General features: G+C 69.6%; 18 protein-coding genes. 12 read left to right on the forward strand and 6 right to left on the reverse strand.

Translation table 11 applies throughout. The annotated features are described in order from the left end of the window. Position 1: 1 nt before the first annotated feature. Positions 2–811, reverse strand: a complete 810-nt coding sequence (locus tag AB5J50_RS11315) for an SGNH/GDSL hydrolase family protein (protein WP_369257190.1) — start codon at positions 809–811, stop codon at positions 2–4. 311 nt (positions 812–1122) lie between these two features. On the opposite strand from AB5J50_RS11315, the gene AB5J50_RS11320 reads away from it, so the two are divergent. The 6 genes from AB5J50_RS11320 (at position 1123) to AB5J50_RS11345 (ending at position 9760) form a co-directional block, all read left to right on the forward strand. Beyond that, positions 1123–2331 (forward strand): S8 family peptidase, encoded by a 1209-nt coding sequence (locus tag AB5J50_RS11320; protein WP_369257192.1) that lies wholly within the window; start codon positions 1123–1125, stop codon positions 2329–2331. Between the two features lie 176 nt (positions 2332–2507). Further along, positions 2508–2948, forward strand: coding sequence for a hypothetical protein (locus AB5J50_RS11325; RefSeq protein ID WP_369257194.1), 441 nt, complete (start codon positions 2508–2510; stop codon positions 2946–2948). 396 nt (positions 2949–3344) lie between these two features. Next, the gene (locus AB5J50_RS11330) at positions 3345–4163 is read left to right on the forward strand and encodes a glycosyltransferase family 2 protein (protein WP_369257196.1); all 819 of its coding nucleotides are present in this window, start codon (positions 3345–3347) and stop codon (positions 4161–4163) included. After that, a complete protein-coding gene (locus AB5J50_RS11335; protein ID WP_327427582.1) occupies positions 4160–5173 on the forward strand; it encodes a glycosyltransferase family 2 protein in 1014 nt (337 codons plus the stop codon). The genes AB5J50_RS11330 and AB5J50_RS11335 overlap by 4 nt, the downstream gene beginning before the upstream one ends. After that, on the forward strand, positions 5170–5967 hold the full coding sequence (locus AB5J50_RS11340) for a polysaccharide deacetylase family protein (RefSeq protein WP_369257198.1): 798 nt from the start codon (positions 5170–5172) through the stop codon (positions 5965–5967). The genes AB5J50_RS11335 and AB5J50_RS11340 overlap by 4 nt, the downstream gene beginning before the upstream one ends. After that, positions 5960–9760, forward strand: coding sequence for a lipopolysaccharide biosynthesis protein (locus tag AB5J50_RS11345; protein WP_369257200.1), 3801 nt, complete (start codon positions 5960–5962; stop codon positions 9758–9760). Before AB5J50_RS11340 ends, AB5J50_RS11345 begins: the two co-directional genes overlap by 8 nt. 87 nt (positions 9761–9847) lie before the next feature. Here AB5J50_RS11345 and AB5J50_RS11350 read toward each other — a convergent pair whose 3' ends face one another. Further along, positions 9848–11263 carry a xylan 1,4-beta-xylosidase gene (locus tag AB5J50_RS11350; RefSeq protein WP_369257202.1) on the reverse strand — a complete coding sequence of 472 codons (1416 nt, stop codon included), beginning with the start codon at positions 11261–11263 and terminating at the stop codon, positions 9848–9850. 149 nt (positions 11264–11412) lie between these two features. On the opposite strand from AB5J50_RS11350, the gene AB5J50_RS11355 reads away from it, so the two are divergent. Further along, entirely contained in the window at positions 11413–12525 is a 1113-nt protein-coding gene (locus AB5J50_RS11355) for a DUF5925 domain-containing protein (RefSeq protein ID WP_369257204.1), read from the forward strand. 70 nt (positions 12526–12595) lie between these two features. Further along, positions 12596–13366 carry a DUF72 domain-containing protein gene (locus AB5J50_RS11360; protein ID WP_327427587.1) on the forward strand — a complete coding sequence of 257 codons (771 nt, stop codon included), beginning with the start codon at positions 12596–12598 and terminating at the stop codon, positions 13364–13366. Positions 13367–13381: 15 nt separating this feature from the next. On the opposite strand, the gene AB5J50_RS11365 is transcribed toward AB5J50_RS11360, so the two are convergent. Continuing rightward, entirely contained in the window at positions 13382–13750 is a 369-nt protein-coding gene (locus AB5J50_RS11365; protein ID WP_369257206.1) for a GntR family transcriptional regulator, read from the reverse strand. A gap of 71 nt (positions 13751–13821) precedes the next feature. Here AB5J50_RS11365 and AB5J50_RS11370 point away from each other — a divergent pair, with 71 nt between their 5' ends. Continuing rightward, entirely contained in the window at positions 13822–14751 is a 930-nt protein-coding gene (locus AB5J50_RS11370) for a GNAT family N-acetyltransferase (RefSeq protein ID WP_369257208.1), read from the forward strand. After that, on the forward strand, positions 14732–15232 hold the full coding sequence (locus AB5J50_RS11375) for a DUF402 domain-containing protein (RefSeq protein ID WP_369257210.1): 501 nt from the start codon (positions 14732–14734) through the stop codon (positions 15230–15232). The genes AB5J50_RS11370 and AB5J50_RS11375 overlap by 20 nt, the downstream gene beginning before the upstream one ends. 46 nt (positions 15233–15278) lie before the next feature. Here AB5J50_RS11375 and AB5J50_RS11380 read toward each other — a convergent pair whose 3' ends face one another. Continuing rightward, positions 15279–15905, reverse strand: coding sequence for a class I SAM-dependent methyltransferase (locus tag AB5J50_RS11380; RefSeq protein WP_369257212.1), 627 nt, complete (start codon positions 15903–15905; stop codon positions 15279–15281). A gap of 137 nt (positions 15906–16042) precedes the next feature. Between AB5J50_RS11380 and AB5J50_RS11385 the strand changes: the two genes are divergently transcribed. After that, the gene (locus tag AB5J50_RS11385) at positions 16043–16177 is read left to right on the forward strand and encodes a hypothetical protein (RefSeq protein WP_369257214.1); all 135 of its coding nucleotides are present in this window, start codon (positions 16043–16045) and stop codon (positions 16175–16177) included. Between the two features lie 32 nt (positions 16178–16209). On the opposite strand, the gene AB5J50_RS11390 is transcribed toward AB5J50_RS11385, so the two are convergent. Then, positions 16210–16671, reverse strand: coding sequence for a GNAT family N-acetyltransferase (locus AB5J50_RS11390; RefSeq protein ID WP_327427593.1), 462 nt, complete (start codon positions 16669–16671; stop codon positions 16210–16212). 169 nt (positions 16672–16840) lie between these two features. Between AB5J50_RS11390 and AB5J50_RS11395 the strand changes: the two genes are divergently transcribed. Next, on the forward strand, positions 16841–17869 hold the full coding sequence (locus tag AB5J50_RS11395; protein ID WP_369257217.1) for a lytic polysaccharide monooxygenase: 1029 nt from the start codon (positions 16841–16843) through the stop codon (positions 17867–17869). Between the two features lie 93 nt (positions 17870–17962). On the opposite strand, the gene AB5J50_RS11400 is transcribed toward AB5J50_RS11395, so the two are convergent. Next, positions 17963–18823 carry an alpha/beta fold hydrolase gene (locus tag AB5J50_RS11400; protein ID WP_327427595.1) on the reverse strand — a complete coding sequence of 287 codons (861 nt, stop codon included), beginning with the start codon at positions 18821–18823 and terminating at the stop codon, positions 17963–17965. Positions 18824–18890 lie beyond the last annotated feature (67 nt).

An 18890-nucleotide genomic window follows, 5' to 3' on the forward strand; every position in this document is an offset into this window, starting at 1 on the left:
ATCAGGCCACGCCGGTGAAGACGGGCAGATAGCCGCCGGAGTGGCCGGACGCGGTCGGGTGGTACGACTCGCCGATGTTCAGCCAGTTGAGGCTGTGCAGCCAGGCGTCGCCCGAGCAGATCTCGTGACCGGTGAAGGTGCCCCTGACGTCGCCGAAGGTGAATCCGTGGTCGGCGGCGCGCTTGGCGATGGCGCTGTCCAGGTAGTCGGCCGCGCCGTTGATCGCGGCCCGCTTGGTGTCCGAGAGGCCTGCCACGCAGGAGCCGCTCAGCTTGTAGAACCGGGGGTAGCCCAGCACGACCACATGGGCGGCCGGGGCCTTCGCGCTGATCGCCGAGTAGACGGTGTCGAGTTGGCCGGGGAGCGTCGAGTCGACGTATGCCTTCGCGGTGGCGATCCGTGCGAGGCAGGTGCTCTCGGACTGGAGCACACACGTCGTCATGACGTCGGAGAAGCCCGCGTCGTTGCCGCCGATGCTGATGGACACCAGGCCGGTGGAGGAGCTGAGCGGGCCCAGTTGGTTCGCCGTGACATCACCCGTACGAGCGCCGGAGCAGGCGGTGAAGTCGAACGACGAGGGTGAGTGGGCGGCTGCCCAGAGGTAGGGGTAGGCCTTCGTGCTGCGCTTGCAGTCGCCGCTGGAACTGATGTAACTGCCCGCACCGACACCGGAGGAGTAGGAGTCGCCGAGGGCCACATAGCCGGTGGCCGCGGCGGCCCCGGACGCCTGCGCCGTCGCCGCCCCGGTGAGGGCGAGGCCGACGGCGAGGAGGAGTGAGGTCACGTATGCCGTAATTCGGGAACGTCTCATGGAACCTCCCTTTAGCAGGATCTCTGCCACAACTTTCGTACCAGCTACGCGTGTTGACAGGAAGTGTCCATGCCAAGACTTTTGGGCACTTACCGGAGTCGACCCTGTGCGTTACCCGTGGGTTCGATTGCGTGTCCATGACAGGTCCGTGACAAGGCGTCAACTCCCTTGAGCAACACCCGTTCATGACCGACTCTTTACTCGGCCCTGGGGGGGAACGCAACGCTCCGGGGCCGTGCGCACGACCCTTCGCGCACCCCCACAGCGCGCGCCACTCACGCGTGCGCCGCCTTGAGGAGGACTCCCTCGTAATGGCACAGCTGCGCAGCAAGAAGATCCGGATCGCCGCCATCACCTCCGTGGCGACCGCCGCCCTTCTGGGCGGATTCACCGCACTCCCCGCCCAGGCCGTCCCGGCCGAGGGCAAGGTGCTCGCCGCCGGCTCCCCCACAGCGATCAAGGGCAGCTACATCGTGACGCTCAAGAAGGGCGCCGGCTTCAAGGCCGCGTCGAGCGCGGGCAAGGGCCTGATCAACGAGTACGGCGGCACGGTGAAGAAGACGTTCGGTACCGCGCTGAACGGCTACACGGCCAACCTCTCGGCCACCGAGGCCAGGAGACTGGCCGCCGACCCGGCGGTGGCCTCCGTCGAGCAGAACCAGACGGTGCACCTGACCGACACCACACAGTCCAGCGCCCCCTGGGGCCTGGACCGCATCGACCAGGCGGCGCTGCCGCTGTCCGGCACATACACCTACCCGGACACGGCGGGCAGCGGCGTGACGGCGTACGTCATCGACACCGGCGTGCGCATCACGCACTCGCAGATCAGCGGCCGGGCCTCGTACGGCTATGACGCCGTGGACGGCGACACCACCGCCTCGGACGGCAACGGTCACGGCACCCATGTGGCCACCACCATCGCGGGCACGACCTACGGTGTCGCCAAGAAGGCGAACATCGTGGCCGTACGGGTGCTCGACAACAGCGGCTCCGGCACCACCGCGGGCGTCATCGCCGGCATCGACTGGGTGACGGCGAACCACACCACCCCGGCGGTCGCCAACATGTCACTCGGCGGCTCCGCCTCCACCTCGCTGGACACCGCCGTGGCGAACTCCATCGCCAGCGGCGTCACCTACGCGATCGCGGCGGGCAACAGCGGGGCCAACGCCTCCTCGTACTCCCCCGCCCGGGTCTCCACCGCGATCACGGTCGGCGCCACCAGCAGCACGGACGCGAAGGCGAGCTGGTCCAACTACGGCTCGGTGCTCGACATCTTCGCCCCGGGCGTCTCGATCCTGGCGGGCTACAACACCAGCGACACCGCCACCGCGACACTCTCCGGTACGTCGATGGCCACCCCGCACGTCGCGGGCGCGGCAGCCGTCTACCTCGCGGGCCACACCTCGGCCACCCCGGCCCAGGTCGCCACGGCCCTGGTGAACGGCGCGACCTCGGGCGTGGTCACCAGCGCGGGTACCGGTTCGCCGAACAAGCTCCTCAAGATCGTCTCGTAACACGTCAACTCGCTTGACCTGAAAGGCAGTTCCCCGGAGGCAGCCGGCGCCTCCGGGGAACGCGTGTTTGAAGTCCCCCATGAACTGCTATGACCAGCTTCCGCACCTTGACGGCCCCCGGCCCGCTGCGCGACATTGAGGCCCGGCATCCGGCGCGCTGGGGGGCAAAGTCGCCAATGCAGACCATACGTATCAAGACACCTTCATCAGACAGCCCGGAGCGGCCAGGACAGGAGCCCGGGAGGGATCTGCTGCCGCTGCTCGCGGGTGCCGCGACCGTGGTCGCGGTGGTCGGCGCGATCCTCGCGCTCGCCGACGTGGACTCACCGCTGCGCGGCCCGTTCACGTTGTTCTTCCTGCTCGCGGCGCCGTCGGTCGCCATCGCGGCCGCGCTGCGCGGGCTGGAACCCTTCGGCCGTGTCCTGGCGTCGGTCGCGGGCGCGGTCGCGGTCGACATGCTGGTGGCCCAGGGCATGCTCGCCGTGCACAGGTGGTCGGTCAGCGGCGGCGTCACGGCCGTGACCGTGATCAGCTGCCTCATTCTGCTGCTGGTGGGGGGACGACGGCTGCGCGGCCGGAGCTCTTCGAGCCTGCCGAAAAGGTCCTCAAACGGATGAGGAAAATCCGTTCGAGTCATTAGGTAACGGCCAAACCAACAAAAACGTGAGGGCTCGTTCCAGGTCTTGCCATACAGTCTCATTCATCAATACCGTCGTACATCTCACCCGCATCGGTCCATCATGCAAATGCGATCTAGGGGAGGGCTCAAGATCGCGATGGAGGCCCGGCGCGGGGCGCGGTAGGGGGGTGCCGTGCTCGGTGACCACAACTGTGCCGAGTCGTGCCGCGCGACCGGTTTCCGCTTTTCCGAAAGCCGGCCAGATTTGCCAGCTCACCCGGCAGGCACGGAGATCCATTTCGTCATGCCGTAAGTGAGAACCCCCCTTTCGAACCGGACAAAGAGCCGGACTGCCCAGGGGCGGGCGGTCCACCGGACGAGAGGGACCAGACTCATGAGTTCCGTCCTGCGCCCAGCCGTTTCGGGCGATGATCCGTTAATGGCCGGCAAGTACCGGCCGATCTCCTCTCACCTGGCCATTGCACCGCCGGTGAGCGTCGTGATTCCCGCCATGAATGAGGCCGAGAATCTCCCGTACGTCTTCAAGACCCTTCCCGGCTGGATACACGAAGTGGTTCTTGTCGATGGCAATTCCACCGACAACACCGTCGAAGTGGCCCGCGAACTGTGGCCCGACGTCAAGGTCGTCGAGCAGCGCGGAAAGGGCAAAGGAGATGCCCTGATCACCGGATTCGAGGCGTGCACCGGCGACATCATCGTGATGGTCGACGCGGACGGCTCGGCCGACGGCCACGAGATCGTGTCGTACGTCTCCGCACTGGTGTCCGGGGCGGACTTCGCCAAAGGCTCCCGCTTCGCCAACGGTGGCGGCACGTCCGACATGACGCCGATCCGCAAGCTCGGCAACCGCGTGCTGTGCGCGGCCGTCAACGCCAAGTTCGGCGCCCGCTACACCGACCTCTGCTATGGATACAACGCGTTCTGGCGGCACTGCCTCGACAAGATCGACCTCGACTGCACCGGCTTCGAGGTCGAGACCCTGATGAACATCCGGGTCGTCAAGGCAGGCCTCAAGGTGCAGGAGATCCCCAGCCACGAGTACCTCCGCATCCACGGCACCAGCAATCTGCGCGCCGTCCGGGACGGGTTCCGGGTGCTCAAGGTGATCCTCAAGGAGCGGTCCAACCGGCGCGCGCTGCGCCGCAGGCCGCACGCCGCCCAGATCAACTCGGGCCAGGGAGAGGTGTCTTGAGCGAGCCGGACATCGCGCGCATCTCGGTGGTCGTCTGCGTCTACACCGAGGACCGCTGGGAGGACATCCTCGCGGCGGTCTCCTCGGTGCGGACGCAGTCCCTGCCCGCTCTGGAGACGCTCCTGGTCGTGGACCACAACGCCACGCTCCTGGAGCGGCTGACCAGGGAGTACAAGGAGACCGACGCGGTGCGGGTGCTCGCCAACGCGGGCCCCCGCGGTCTGTCCGCGGGCCGCAACACCGGGATCGCCGTCGCGCGCGGCGAGATCATCGCGTTCCTCGACGACGACGCCGTGGCCGAGCGGGACTGGCTGCGGCACTTCGCCGCGGGGTACGCGGACCCGCGGGTCATGGCCGTCGGCGGCCGTACGATGCCGATCTGGGCGTCGGGCCGGCGCCCGGTCTGGTTCCCCGAGGAGTTCGACTGGGTGGTGGGCTGCACCTATAAAGGGCTGCCGCCGGGCCGGGTCGAGGTCCGCAACGTCCTCGGCGGAAACGCCTCTTTCCGTCGTACGGCGTTCGACGCGGCGGGCGGCTTCGCGACCGGCATCGGCCGCGACGGCGACAAGCGCCCGCTGGGCTGCGAGGAGACGGAGCTGTGCATCCGCCTCACCCGCGCCAGACCGGACGCGATCCTGCTGATCGACGACCGGGCGGTCATCCACCACCGGGTGCCCGAAGCGCGCGAGCACTTCGGGTACTTCCGCACGCGCGCGTACGCCGAGGGTCTGTCCAAGGCACTCGTCGCCCGAAGCGTCGGCTCCGACAAGGGACTGGAGTCGGAGCGCCGCTACACGACCCGTGTCCTGCCCGCCGGGATCCTGCGCGGACTGCGGGACGCGGCACTGGCCCGCCCGGGCGGCGCGGGCCGTGCGGGCGCCATCGTCGCCGGGGTTCTGACGGCGGCGGGCGGGTACGTTCTCGGGAGCGTCCGGGCACGCAGGGGTGGGGCCACATTCTCCGTGGTGGAGATCGAGGGGGTCCGGGGCGACGAGGGGGCGGCAGCATGAGCGAACCCGTGCCGATCTTGATGTACCACTCGATCGCACGCTCGCCGAACGACGCGACGAGGGCACTGTCCGTCGCGCCGGAGGCGTTCGCCGAGCAGATGGCGCTGCTGGACGACCGGGGATTCACCCCGGTCGACACGGCGCGGCTGGCGACGAGTTGGCGCTCGGGCGGCCCGCTGCCCGCCCGGCCCGTCCTCATCACCTTCGACGACGGCTACGAGGGCGTGCACCGGCACGGGCTGTCCGAGCTCGCCAAGCGCGGCTTCGCCTCCACGCTGTTCGTCTCGACGGGGTGGATCAAGGGCGCGCACGACACCGGGGGCGGCCTCGACACGATGCTGGACTGGGACCAGGTGCGCGAGCTCGCCGAGGCCCAGGTGGAGATCGGCGGGCACAGCCACACCCACCCGCAGCTGGACCAGCTCACCGACGACACGCTCTGGTTCGAGCTGCTGCGCTGCAAGGACATCATCGCCGGCGAACTGGGCGCCCGCCCCGTCTCGTTCGCGTACCCGTACGGCTACTCCAGCCGCCGGGTGCGCCGTACGGTGCGCGAGGCGGGGTTCGCCCAGTCGCTCGCCGTCGGCAACGGCCTGGCGCGGCGCCGGCAGGGACCGTACGCCCTGCAACGCGTCACCGTGCGCCGCAGCACCGGTATCGAGGAGTTCGAGCGGCTGGTCGAAGGCCGTGCGATCGCCCGCAACTTCGCCCGGGACCGCGCCCTCACCAAGGGGTATGCCGTGGTCCGAAGAGCACGACAGGTCCGCCGGAAGGCCATCCTTTCCCGTGTCTGACACGACGACCACAACCCAGGCTTCCACGCCCACGACCGAGGCACCCGAGAAGCAGCCGGGCCGCCGTCTCCGGCTGCCCGGCAGGGGCCGCAAGGGGGCCGGAGGGGGCAACCAGCTGTTCCGCAACGCCTACGCCCTGATGCTCAACACCGGGATCTCCGCGGTGCTCGGGCTCGGGTACTGGCTGGTCGCAGCCCGCTACTACTCCGAGTCGGCGGTCGGTCAGGGCTCCGCCGCGATCGCCGCGATGAAGCTCCTCGCGGGTCTCACCGCGGTGACCCTGACGGGCGCCCTGGCCCGCTTCATCCCCGTCGCCGGGCGCGCCACCGGACGCCTCATCTTCCGTACGTACGCGGGCAGTTCGGTGGTCGTGGCGTCCGCCGCCGTGCTGTTCCTGCTCACCCTGAACCTGTGGGGACCCTCGTACCGCTTCCTGCACGGACCGCTCAACGGCCTCGGGTTCATCCTCGCGGTCGTCGCCTGGTCGGTGCTGACGCTCCAGGACGGGGTGCTGACCGGGCTGCGCAGCGCGCTGTGGGTGCCGGTGGGCAACACGGTGTTCTCCGCGGTGAAGCTGGTGCTGCTGATCGGCCTCGCCGCCGCGATCCCCACGACGGGTGTGTTCGTCTCCTGGATCGCCGCGATCGCCCTGTCGGTGGTGCCGCTGGGGCTGCTGGTCTTCCGGCGCCTGGTCCCCCGGCACATCAAGGCGACCGAGGACCACGCGAAACCGCCCTCGGTCAAGGAGATCGGACGCTTCCTCGCCGGCGACTACACCGGCTCCCTCTTCTCGCTCGCCGTGGTCTACCTCGTCCCGGTGATCGTCGCCTCGCAGGTCAGCTCCACCGACAACGCGTACTTCTACATCACCACCACCATCGGCGGCACGGTCAACCTGCTCGCCATCAACATGGGCGCCTCGCTGACCGTCGAGGGCTCGCACGACCCGGCACGCCTGGCCGCCAACACGCGGGCCGCGCTCAAGCGGATGGCGCGGATCATGCTGCCGGTGTGCGGGCTGCTGTTCCTCGGCGCTCCGTTCATCCTGCACGTCTTCGGCGACGGCTACGCGCACGCGGCGACCCCGCTGCTGCGCTGGTTCGCCGTCGGCGCGCTGCTGCGGGTCGTCATGGAGACGTACTTCGCGGTGCTGCGCGCCCAGAGCCGCACCTCCGGACTCGCCTATCTGCAAGGCCTGTTGTGCGTCCTCGTGCTCGGTCTGACGGTGATCCTGCTGCCCCGCATGGGCCTGACCGGAGCGGGCGTCGCCGAGATCTCCAGCCTCGCGGTGATCGTGACGATCGCCGCGCCCAGGCTGTACAAGATCGTGCGCGCCGCACCGCCCGCCGAGGTCCCCGAGGACGCGGCACCGGACGGCGACCTCGCCGACCTGGGGGCACGCGAGACGCCCACGACGAAGACCGGCCCCACCTGGGCGAAGAAGCTGGACGCCGACACCCTCGCGCTCGGCATCCACGTCGACTTCGACCACCTGGAACGCCGGCCGGACGTCCGCCCGGGACCGGGCACACCCCCGGCGGGAACTCCAGCGGTACGACGCCCGACCTGGGCGCAGAAGCAACCGTCCGTAGGCCTGCCGGTCGAGGCGAGGGAACCGGGCTCGGAGGCATCACTGGGCCCGTCGGAGGCCCCGGAAATCGACGCTCCCTTTGAGGCGGAGGGCAAGGACAGCGCCCCCTCAGGGGCGCGGGGAACTGCGCGACCAGCCCCCACCGACCCGCAGCCAACAACGAACCCATCCCTACGCGAACGCCTCCAGCACCCGTCCAAACCGGGCGTAGTCCTCGGCTGCCTGCTGATCTCCGCCCTGCTCCTCTACTGGGTCCCGGCCCTGGGCCTCAACGACGGCTCCCTCGCCCGCATGGGCGGCCTCGGCCTCATCTCCATACTCCCGCTGCCCACCCTGCTCGGCGCAGCCCTCCTCGTCACGGTCTTCGCCTCACTCCTCTGGATGAACAGCGAGCACAAGGGCCTCCTGCTCTTCACCCTGCTCGCCACCGTGGTCTCCCTGCACGCACTCCCCGCGGTGATCGAAACAGAGCCACGGTTCGCCACGGCCTGGCAGCACCTCGGCTTCCTGGACTACATCGACCGCACAGGATCCGCGGTCCCCGACCTCGACGCCCGCTGGAGCTGGCCCGGCTTCTTCGCCGCCGCCGCGTTCGTCGCGAAGGCCTGCGGAGTCACCGACCTCAGCGAGGTCATCCGCTGGTGGCCGCTGACGATCCAGCTTCTCTACCTGGCACCGATGTTCCTCCTGGTCCGCTCGATGCGGGCGAGCTGGCGGGCCAAGTGGACCGGCATCTGGATCTTCACGCTGAGCAGCTGGGTCGGCCAGGACTACTTCTCGCCGCAGGGCTTCACGTATCTGCTCTATCTGGCCTTCGTGGCGATCCTGCTCGTGTGGTTCCGGGCGCCGCGCGTGCTGTGGGCGAAGGTGCGCCCCGGCGAGGCGGAGGTCGAGCCGACGGACCGCCGCCAGCGGGCCGTACTCCTCGTGATCCTGATAGGGCTGTTCGCGGCCACCGTCCCGGCACACCAGCTCACGCCGTTCGTGATGCTGGGCGTCCTCGCGGTCCTCGTCCTCATCGGCCGCTCCGAACTGCGCGGCCTGCCCATCCTGTTCGCCGTGCTGGTCTCCGTCTGGATCAGCTTCATGGCCGAGCCGTACTGGTCGGGGCATTTCAACGACCTGTTCGGCGGTGTCGGCGGCGTGGGCAGCAATGTGTCGACGTCCGTCTCCGGCCGTATCCAGGGCGGCAGTTCCACGCACAAGCTCGTGCTCTACACGCGCGTGCTGCTCGCCGGCGGCATCATGGCCTTCGCCTGCTGGGGCTGGTGGCGGCGGCGCGACCACAAGTACCGCGAGCGCTCGCTGCTCGTCCTCACCTTCGTGCCGTTCCTGGGCTTCGGCATGCAGTCGTACGGCGGCGAAATGGCCCTGCGGGTCTTCATGTTCGCCGTCCCGGGCGCGGCCCTGCTGGCCGGACTCGCCCTGTTCCCGCGCACCGGCGTCACCGCGAAGGAACGTGAGAAGGACCGAGTGAGCCTCGCCCCGCTCGCGGCTCTCATGGCGGGCCTGCTCCTCATGGGCGGCTTCCTGGTGGCCCGTTGGGGCAACGAGGCCTTCGAGCGGATCAGGCCGGGCGAGGTCGCGGCCATGAACTACGTGTACGAGCACGACGATCCGACCGTACGGCTGCTCTGGCTGAGCAACGACACGATCGCCAATGTGACCCCCGCGATGCCGTGGGGCGCCAAGGACATGGAGAAGGTGCAGTACGTGCCCACGCTGGCGCCCGCCGACCCGGTCCTGGTGTCCGGGCTCGTCAAGGCGCTCAAGGACGCGGGCCCGAACTCGTATCTGATGATCAACCGCAGTCAGGTCGTCTATCTGGAGATGGACGTGGGCTATTCGGCGACCTGGGAGTCGAGGCTGATCACCAACCTCGACGACCGGCCGGAGCTGAAGAAGGTCCTCGTCAACGACGACGTGACGATGTACGTGCTGCGCAAGCAGCCCGCGGGCAAGGTCCCGAAGGCCGAACCCGGCCCGATCGGGCCCCAGGTCACCTGGACACCGTGGTCGGTGGTCGGCGGTCTGGCGGCGATCGCGCTCATCATGCTGCTGACGGCACGGGAGGTCGTACGGGTCGCGGTGCGGCCGAGCGTGCGTCAACTGCGCTGGCTGCAGAGCAGCTTCTGGTTCTCGCTGCCGCTGCTGGCGGTGCTGCTGGCCTCGATGGTGCAGCGGTTCCTGACCATGAAGTAGCGCGGGCGAAAGCAGTACGAGCGGTGCTGTGCGAGCAGCGCTGTGCGGGTGTGGGGCGGGTGGTTCGGGTGAAGTGGCCTGCGCGGTCTATCGCGTCAGCCACTTCACCTCGTACGCCCCCATCTCGAACCGCTTCCCGTCCACTTTCGCGCTGATCGACCGGTCGAGGATGTTGATCACGAGGACGGTCTTGTCGGTGGCCAGGACGCGGACGTTGGGCACGTCGTCCGCGGCGATCGACACCGTCCGGTACGTGGTGCCGGGCGGGAACTCCTTGCTGAACCGGGAGACCAGCCCGTACATGGGGAGCTCCTTCCCCCCGCCGGAGCTGTCGGTCGGTGTCCACAGGCAGCCCGCGCAGTCGGTGCCCTTCTCCTCCTCCGGGTTCCAGTAGAAGCCGGAGGAGGCGCCGCCCTTGACCATCGCGATCATTCCGGCGGCCTGGACGGCGGCGCGGTGGGTCTCGGACCAGCCCTTGCGGTCGTCGTTGCCGTCGGCCGGTTCCACGTAGTACTCGGCCCACCACAGGGGCAGGTCGTGCGTCTGCTCGCGCACCCAGGTGCCGACGGCCGTGAGTTTGTCGGTGGCCGCGAACTCATTGGGCAGCATGTCGTCGTCGTTCGTGTAGCTGGAGCCGTCCACGACGACGAAGTCGGCGCCCGCCTTGTTCTTGTTCCAGTAGTCGAAGGCGTCGAGGACCCGCTGGTCCATGGCGCCCCAGGTGCCCTTCAGGGTCGTGGACGCGTTCTCCGTCTGACGCGGGTCGAAGCTGTCCATGACCAGGTAGGGACCGCCCACCATGATGTCCTTGTCGACCTTCTTCAGCGCCTTGTAGACCAGGTTGTAGAGGTCGGTGTAGCCCTCGTAGTCCCAGCGGGCCTCGCTGTCGTTCCAGAAGCCCTTGAACTCGTTCCAGACGATGAAGTGCCGTACGTCCGGATAGCGTTTGGCGACGGTCGCGGCGAGCGCGGCGAAGTCCTTGTAGTGGGCGCGGTCCGGGGCGGTCTCCAGGGCGGACTGACTCCAGTCGGTGGTGCCGGACTTGCCGCCCTTCATCCAGTCCGGGGAGCAGCACAGGGTGACGACCGGGGTGCCGCCGGACTTGCGGATGAAGTCGATACGGCGGTCCATCTCGGAGAAGTCGTAACGCCCCTTGGACGGCTCGGGGTTGCCGGCACCCCAGCCCATGATGTGCTGGTTCTGCGGCAGCGACTGCTTCTCCAGCAGCCCCTCGGCGCGCTCGACGGCGGCGTCGCTGCCCTCGTCGGCGCTGAACTGGGTGTGGGTGAAGCCCCAGCCCACCGCCGGCTGCGGCGTGCCGGGCGGGGTGACCGGTGTGCCGTGCACCTTGTCCCCGTCGCGGGTCGTGCCCGCGGTGCTCCCGCCGTCGCCCGGCAGGGTGTTGAGCAAGGTCACCACCAGGGCCAGAGCGGCCGCACCGACTCCGAGCAGCGCGGTGAGCCGCCACCGCCGTGCCCCCGAATTCCACCCATGACGTCCCATCATGGGCAACAGTAACGGCGGGCATCGGCCGTGGGACAGATCTCGTCACACCACAGCCCTGTAACAGGACGGAGGGGATACACCGGAAGCGTCGGACGACATCCGACACACGGGACGCACTGCGGAAACCGGGTGCACGGGGCGCTCGTGTGACGGATCATGGCGACATGTCTGCGAACCCACACGACGCTCTGCCGATCAGGCTCAACGTCGACGACAGCGACTCACCGTCGGACGTCGTCGACGCGCTGTTCCTCGGCCGCTTCGCGACGGGCGAGCAGCCGCACTCGCACGCGGCGAACATCGACCGCGTACGGTCCGGGGCGACGCTGCTCCCGCCGGGTGCCCGTGTGCTGCGCTCCGCGCGCGACGACGACCGCAGCGCGACGCTCGCCGAGGGCGACGGCTGGACCCTCCTGGTGTCCCGCTGGAACCGCGGCGCCGATGTCACGGTGACCGCGACCAGTGTGGAGCTGGCCGAGAAGGTGCTGAACCAGGCGACGGACGGCGCGGCCGACGAGCCCGAGCCGCAGCCGGAGAACGTGACGATGGGGTTCTGGTACGTGTCCCCGCGCCGGGGCCCGCACCGTACGACACGCCAGATCTCGGCGGGTACGTGGGAGGAGATCCGCCCCAACTACACGGCGCCGGTGGCGGACGCGATGGACCACCTGATGAAGACGACGCCGGAGGACATCGCCGGCCGGCTGCTGCTGTTGCACGGACCGCCAGGCACGGGCAAGACATCGGCCCTGCGCACGCTGGCCCGTTCCTGGCGCGACTGGTGCCAGGTCGACTGCGTCCTCGATCCGGAGCGGCTCTTCTCGGACGTCGGCTATCTGATGGACATCGCGATCGGTGAGGAGGACGGCACGGGCAAGGGGCGTTGGCGTCTGCTCCTCCTTGAGGACTGCGACGAGCTGATCCGCGGCGAGGCCAAGCACACGGCGGGCCAGGCGCTCTCCCGGCTGCTCAACCTCACGGACGGGCTGCTCGGCCAGGGCCGCAACGTCCTCGTGGGCGTCACCACGAACGAGGACCTGGAGCGTCTCCACCCCGCCGTCGTCCGCCCCGGCCGCTGTCTCGCCCGTATCGAGGTCGGCCCGCTGACCCGCCCCGAGGCGGTCAGCTGGCTCGGCACGGAGGAAGGCGTCTCCCGTGAGGGCGCGACCCTGGCGGAGCTGTACGCGCTGCGCCGGGGGACGACTCCGACGTCCGTACCGGACCAGCGGGAGGGCGCGGACGCGGGACTGTATCTGTAGCTCCCCGGGCACGCGAGATCTGTAGCTCCTCAGCTCCTCAGACACACGCGAGCGGTGCTTTGATGGAGGTATGACCCTGTACGTCGGCACGTCGGGGTGGCAGTACAAGGACTGGCGCGGCGTCCTGTACCCCGATGGGCTGCCCCTGCGGCTGTGGCTGGAGGAGTACGCGGCGCGGTTCGCCACGGTCGAGATCAACAACGCCTTCTACCGGCTGCCGTCGCGGGAGACCTTCGCGGCCTGGCGGGAGCGCACACCGCCGGACTTCGTCGTCGCCGTCAAGGCGAGCCGCTATCTGACCCACATCAAGCGGCTGCGGGACCCGGCGGAGCCGGTGCACCGCCTGATGACGCATGCCGCGGGCCTGGGCGACCGTCTGGGCCCGGTCCTGCTCCAGCTCCCGCCCACCCTGCACGGCGACCCCGGTCTCCTCGACGACTGCCTCGCCCGGTTCCCCTCCGGCACACGGATCGCGGTCGAACCGCGCCACGACTCCTGGTGGACGCCGGAGGTGCGCACCGTGCTGGAGTCACGGGGCGCCGCCCTCTGCTGGGCCGACGTACTCGCCCGCCCGGTCACCCCACTGTGGCGGACCACCGACTGGGGCTACCTCCGCTTCCACGAGGGTCGCGCCCTGCAATGGCCGCGCTACGGCCGGCAGTCCCTGACGACCTGGGCCCACCGCATCGCCGAAACCTGGCCCGACGACGACGAGGTGTACGCGTACTTCAACAACGACGTGTATGCGGCAGCGGTCCACGACGCGATGGCCTTCGCCCGTGCGGCAACGGCAACGGGCCTGACGGTGACGCGCACGCCGGGTCGCGTGCCGACGTCTTGAGCGCCCCCTAGTCCCCTAGTCCCCGTAAGCCGCCCGCAGGGCATCCCGTACGGCGTCGAGCGCGGCCGGCTCCGTGAGGCCGAGGCGGTGCGCCCTCTCGGCATAGGCCTGCGCGGCACTCGCTGCCTCGCGCTCGGCGGCCGAGCCGGCGGCAGCCACGAACGTTCCGTTGCGGCCCCGTGTCTCGATCACCCCGTCCGTCTCCAGGGCCCGGTACGCCTTGGCGACGGTGTTGGCCGCGAGGCCGAGCGACTCGGCGAGGCCGCGCACCGTGGGCAGCTTGTAGCCGACCGGCAGTGCGCCGGAGCGGGCCTGCTCGGAAATCTGGGCGCGCACCTGCTCGTACGGCGCGGCCCCCTCATCGATGTGGATCTTCAGGGTCACGCAGCGATTGTCCCGTACCCACCGGAAAATGAGAGGCATCCGCACACAACCCACGCGTAGCGTGCGACTCCATGACAGTGATCGTTCGCGAGCTGCGCCGCGGAAGCCAGGCAGACGCCGAGGGCTTCGCCCGCATCCGTCATCTGGCCCTCCCCTTCATGCTGTACACCCCCGAGTCCATCGCCTACGACGTGGAGCACGCCCACCCCGACTCCCACTACCAGCCGCTGCTGGCCGAGGAGGACGGCGAGTTCATCGGCACGGCACAGGTGGGCGTCATCTATGACAGCCCGGAGCCAGGCCAGGCGTACGTCAACGTCTATGTGCACCCGAAGCGGACGGGACGCGGCGCGGGCGCGCTGCTGGTGCGCGCCGCCGAGGAGCGCCTTGCCGCCCTCGGCGCGACGAGGCTGCACGCCTGGGTCCTGGACGAGCCCGGCAACCGGGCCTTCGCGGAGAGGCACGGCTACCGCGCCAGCCGCTCCGCGCACTTCCTCCGCCTCGACCTGGCGAACGGCACCCTGCCGCCGCTCCAGTCCCCGCCGCCCGGTGTGGAGCTGCGCACCGCCGCGGACTTCGCCGACGATCCGCGCCCGCTGTTCCGCCTGGACGCGGAGACGCTGCTCGACGAACCGAGTGACGTCGACCGCGAGTTCACGGACTACGACGCCTGGCTGACGGAAACGTGGCGCAACCCTCTCTTCAGCGCCGAACTGACCTCGGTCGCCGTGGTCGACGGCCACCCCGCCGCGTTCAGCGCTGCCCGCACCGACGGCGGCACCCGGTACGGCACCGTGATGACGGGCACCGCCCGCGCCTTCCGGGGCCGCGGCCTCGCCAAGCTCGCCAAGAACGACTCGCTGCACCGCGCCCGCGCCGCCGGCTTCACGGAGGCGTTCACGGGCAACGACTCCGGCAACGGGCCGATGCTGGCGATCAACAAGTGGTTCGGTTACGAGATCTGCGCCACGGAGGTGAAGTATGTCCGCGAACTCGGCTGACACCCCGGCCATGTTGGAGGTCGTCCTCGTCAAGGCGGGCCGCACGAAGATCCGTTACCCCGCCGAGCTGCTCGACGACGACGGCACCCGTGTGACCGTACGCGCGCCGTGGGCGGGCGACGGCGTACGGGACTTCGGCTTCGTACGGTTCGAGCAGGGCGATGTCTTCACCGAGTACTACTGGCGGGACCGCTGGTACGCGGTGAAGGAGGTCCGTGACGCCGAGGGCGTACTGAAGGGCTGGTACTGCGACATCACCCGTCCGGCCACCGTCTCCGGCGGCGAGCTGGTCGTCGAGGATCTGGACCTGGACCTGTGGCGCTCGGCCGACGGCAAGGCCGTACTGCGGCTGGACGAGGACGAGTTCGCGGAGAGCGGCCTGGCGGCCACCGATCCGCGTGCCGCGGCCGCCGCCGAGAACGCCCTGGACGAACTCGAACGCCTAGCCCGCGAGGGCGACTTCGAGGCGTTGCTCGCCTAGGGGGTGCTGTGCGGGACTTTCACACCACCCCTGGACGCCCGTCATGTCACCTGAGGGTGGCCACCACCGCGTACCGCTCGTCCTCGACCTCCCGCCCCCACAGCCGGGCGTCGCCCGACAGCGGCTCCACGTGCATGTCGGCCGCTTCCGTCACGAGGGGCTTCAGCAGGGCGGTCAGCCGGTCGGCGGACATGCCGACCGGGCTCACGGTCCCCCACACGCCCTCGACGAGGACGAGCCGCCCTCCTGGGCGCAGCAGTCCGCGCCAGTTCCGAAGGACGCGCTCGGGGTCGGGCAGCGCCCACAGCACATGGCGGCAGAGCAGCACGTCGAACCGCTGCTCACCGACGGGCGGTGCCGCAGCGTCGCCCTGGAGGAACACCGCGTCACGGCCCGCCAGCTTCGCGCGGGCGAGGTCGACCATGCGCGGCGAGCGGTCGACCCCGGTGACGCGGTGCCCCCGCTCGGACGCGAGCAGTGACAGGCTGCCGGTGCCGCAGCCCAGGTCGAGGATGTCGGCCGCGCGCTCCGGCAGCCACGTGCGCAGCCGGGCCGCCCAGGCCTCCCTTACGAGAGGGTCACGCAGGCCGTGATCGGGCTCGTCGTCGAAGGTGACGGACTCTGCGTCCCAGTCGACGTCCGCCCCTGGATTCATGCCACTGTTACTCGTCATGCGCCCCAGGGTGACACCCACCACTGACAGTCGATTCGTGACAGCCGCCACAGACAGATCCCGACCGATGAGGAACTCTCCCGAAAAGGGTCTACCTCCGTACCCCAGCGGAACCCGGTAGACACAAGGAGGCAGCCATGCGCCGTGTGACCGTGCAGAAGCCCCTGAGGAAGTCGGACTCCCGCCGCGTGCGGGAGGAGGCCGACAAGCGTCCGGCCGAGCGCCCGGAGGTCCGAAAGGACATCGCACGAACGTGGTGGCCGGACGGCTGAGCCGCCACGACCACCGCCAGGACCCATAACCGTCAGACCAGCCGCTTGCGGTAGTGCACGCGGTCGTACGGGCCGTCCACGCGACGCTCCACGACCTCGTAGCCGTACCGCGGGTAGATCTTCTGGTTCTCCCACATCAGCGCGTTCGTGAGAAGCCTGATCTCGGGCAGTCCGAGCGCACGCGCGCGTGCGTCCACGAAATGCAGCAGCCGTCGCCCGATGCCCTTGCCGTGGGCATCGGGCCGGACGGCGATGGTGTCGAGATACAGATGGTCCGCGTGCTGCTCGATCACCACGAGCCCCGTCACCGGCTCCCCCGTCACGAACACCCGCCCCGCGGCCACGTTCGCCGCGTGGTCCGCCTCCATGGGCACGGGAACCAGCCCGATGCGCTCGATGTAGGGGTGGAACGCCGCGTCGATGACGGCCTTCACGGCGGGCACGTCGGAAGCGACGGCCGGCCGGATCCCGCACTCTTCAGGCGTGTCTGTCATGCCGCGCACGCTACCTATCTGAGCGCAGTCTCAGCACTCCCTTAACGGCGCCATAAGGATCTCCATCACCCGCCTCCAGCAGGCGATTTCACGGTTTCTTGGGGCTAGTTTGCTGATCGCCCCCACGGGTTCCGCCCAAGCCTCATGGACCGTTTCGAGGAGTTCCCCCATGCCTGCTCGCCCGAGCGCTCGCCGCAAGGTCGCCGCGATCGCCGCCGTCGGTGCTGCCCCGCTCGCCCTGACCGCGCTCGCCGCCGCGCCGGCGGCCGCGCACGGCACGATGGGTGACCCGGTCAGCCGGGTGTCCCAGTGCTACGCGGAGAATCCCGAGAGCCCCACCTCGGACGCCTGCAAGGCGGCCGTCGCGGCGGGTGGCACCCAGGCGCTCTACGACTGGAACGGCATCCGGATCGGCGACGCGAACGGGCAGCACCAGGCGCTGATACCGGACGGCAAGCTGTGCAGCGCGAACAACGACGAGTTCAAGGGGCTCGACCTCGCGCGCGCCGACTGGCCCGCGACCGGCGTGAGCAGCGGCTCGTACACCTTCAAGTACCGCGTGACCGCCCCGCACAAGGGCACCTTCAAGGTGTACATCACGAAGGCGGGATACGACCCGTCCCAGCCGCTCGCCTGGGACGACCTGGATCTTGAACACCCGGTCGCGACCACCACCGACCCGGTCGCCTCGGGAGGCTTCTACACGTTCTCCGGCACTCTCCCGGAGCGCTCCGGCAAGCAGCTCTTGTATGCGATCTGGCAGCGCTCGGACAGCCCGGAGGCGTTCTACTCCTGCTCGGACGTGGCCTTCGGCGGAAGCGCGAGCGGCAGCGGAAGCGGCGACACCGGAAGCGGCAGTGGCGGTGCGGGGAGCAGCTCCTCGCCCGCCCCGACCGCCTCCGCGCCCTCCGAGGAGCAGATCGAGGACGGTGCCGACAAGTCGACTGTCGAGCACCACGGTCACGGTGACGACGACGCCAGTACGTCGGCGGAACCCAGCACAGCCGCCCCGGCCTCGGACACCGACGCCAACCAGCCGGACGCCGCCGGTTCCTCGGAGAACCTCGCCGAGACCGGTGGCGACGGCAGCACCCCGTACATCGCGGTCGGTGGGGCCGCCGCCCTGGCACTCGGCGCGGCGGCCCTGTTCGCCTCGGTCCGCCGCCGTGCGGTGAACGGCGGCCGGCACGGCCGCTAGAACGAAAAACTCCGGGGTCTGTCCGGCGGCTCAGGTCGGACAGACCCCGGCGGGGTGCTCAGCCGAATCGGCTGGATCAGCTGGATCGCTGGATCAGCTGAACACGGACGCGCAGGTGGTGGCACTGGCATGCGCCGGATCGAGGGCGTTCGCCACCTCGTGGTACGCGATCCGGTCGAGGAGGCCGATCGCCACATGCTCGGAGAGGTCGACCGGGCACAGGTCCTGGAGCAGGACGTTGTGGACGTCGGAGCCGGTGAGGAACCCCGAGGTGTACGGCGTGACCACCTCGTCGTGTTCGGTGGCGATGACCGTGTAGTGGACGCCCGCGACGGTGTCGCCGCCGGCGTTGAGCTTGGTCATGAACGCGGATCCGGCCATCTGGTCCGCGAGCCCCGGGGTGGACGCCTTCAGCAGGTCCTCGGCACCCGGGAAGTACGGCAGCAGGTTGGTGAGACCGCTGAGGGTGGTGCCGTGGTTGTCGGGCGCGATACCGACGAGCGCGTTCACCTTGGCGGCTCCGCCGAGGAACTTGAGGTAGTAGCGGGGCATCATGCCGCCTTGCGAGTGACCGACGAGGTCGGCCTTGGCGGCGCCGGTCGCGGCGAGCACCTTGTCGACGAACACCTGAAGCTGTTCGGCCGACTTGTCGATGGGGCCGAGGCCGTTGAAGAGCGGGACGCCGGGCAGTTGCCCGTAGTCGAGGGAGTAGACGCAGTACCCGCGGTCCACCAGGTAGGGCGCGAGGGCCAGCCAGTTGTCGACGGAGTTCCCGAAGGTGCCGTGGACGAGGACGACGGGGCGGGGGTGGGCGGCGGACGGCTTGCAGGAGTAGTTGTTCCACCCACTACTGGGGGCGGAATCGGCTCGGGCGGCGGCAGCGGGGACGACCGTGACCGCGGCGGTCAGGAGCAGCGCGGTCAGGGGTCTGAGCACTCGCTTCCAGGGCAGCATCGTGTGATCTCCTTGCGGCTCAAGGGAGTTGCGACGGCATACGCCCTGTGATCCGGATCACGAGGAT

The sequence above is a fragment of the Streptomyces sp. R35 genome, assembly GCF_041053035.1.
GTDB classification, from domain to species: Bacteria; Actinomycetota; Actinomycetes; order Streptomycetales; family Streptomycetaceae; genus Streptomyces; species Streptomyces lutosisoli.